The organism is Effusibacillus lacus (assembly GCF_002335525.1).
In the GTDB taxonomy this organism is placed as follows: domain Bacteria; phylum Bacillota; class Bacilli; order Tumebacillales; family Effusibacillaceae; genus Effusibacillus; species Effusibacillus lacus.
Genome location: NZ_BDUF01000085.1, coordinates 1 through 1001 on the forward strand (window position 1 = coordinate 1; position 1001 = coordinate 1001).

The window sequence follows — 1001 nt, forward strand, 5'->3', positions numbered from 1 at the left end:
TGGTATTAAGTCAATAGAGTAGACACAAAAAGTAGAGATTTTATGCTGCATTTTTAATAGATTGATAGTACATACGTTCGTGTTCGATGGGTGAGAGATACCCGATCGAAGAATGGATTCTTCTTCGATTGTAAAAAAATTCTATGTACTCATAGATTCGTTTCTTTGCCTCTTCACGAGTCTTAAATTTCTCTAGGTAGATAAGCTCTCGCTTAATGATGCTATGAAAAGACTCGATACAAGCGTTGTCATAGCAGTTGCCCTTCCTGCTCATGCTGCCGTTCATCCCGTACTGTTCAAGGCGTTCCTGGTACTCGCTAGAAGCATATTGACTCCCTCGGTCGGAGTGGTGCAGAACGTTTCCCGCGGGCCGCTGTTGCTTATAAGCACGATCCAGTGCCTGGAGGACTAACGCTTTCGTCATTTGCTTATCCGCATACCATCCCACGATTTTACGCGTGTAGAGATCCATGATGCTCGCTAGATAAAGCCATCCTTCATCCGTTGGAATATAAGTAATGTCGGCCATCCAGACCTGGTTAGGGGCCTCAGCTACAAACTGTTGATTGAGCTTATTTTCTTGAACTGGCAAAGAATGATTGGAATTCGTGGTGGCTTTGTACTTCTTCACCGTACGCGAACGAAGTCCAAGCTCTTTCATGATTCGAGCCACGGTCTTCTGGGAAACCTTTTCCCCTTCGGAGCGTAAGACTTGTGTAATTTTCGGGCTGCCATAAAGCCTTCGAGATTCTAAAAAGATCTGCTTGATCCGTTTGGCCAGCCGCTCTTTTCGGTTCTTTCGTTCACTTTTAGGACGCTTTAACCAGGCATAATAACCGCTTCTGGATACACCGAACACCTCGCACATCTTCTCAACACGGAATTCGAAGCGGTGATCATGGATGAAAGAATATTTCACTTCCGGTCTTTTGCGAAGATGTGCATTGCCTTTTTTAAGATGGCATTCTCCTCTTCGAGATCGCGAATCCGTTTTTGTAATT

The 1001-nt window shown here is 44.6% G+C and carries 1 pseudogene; it reads right to left on the bottom strand.

Annotation, left to right across the window (positions count from 1 at the left end):
• Positions 1-40: 40 nt before the first annotated feature.
• Positions 41-1001 (bottom strand): annotated as a pseudogene (locus EFBL_RS14760) (IS3 family transposase); the annotation flags it as partial.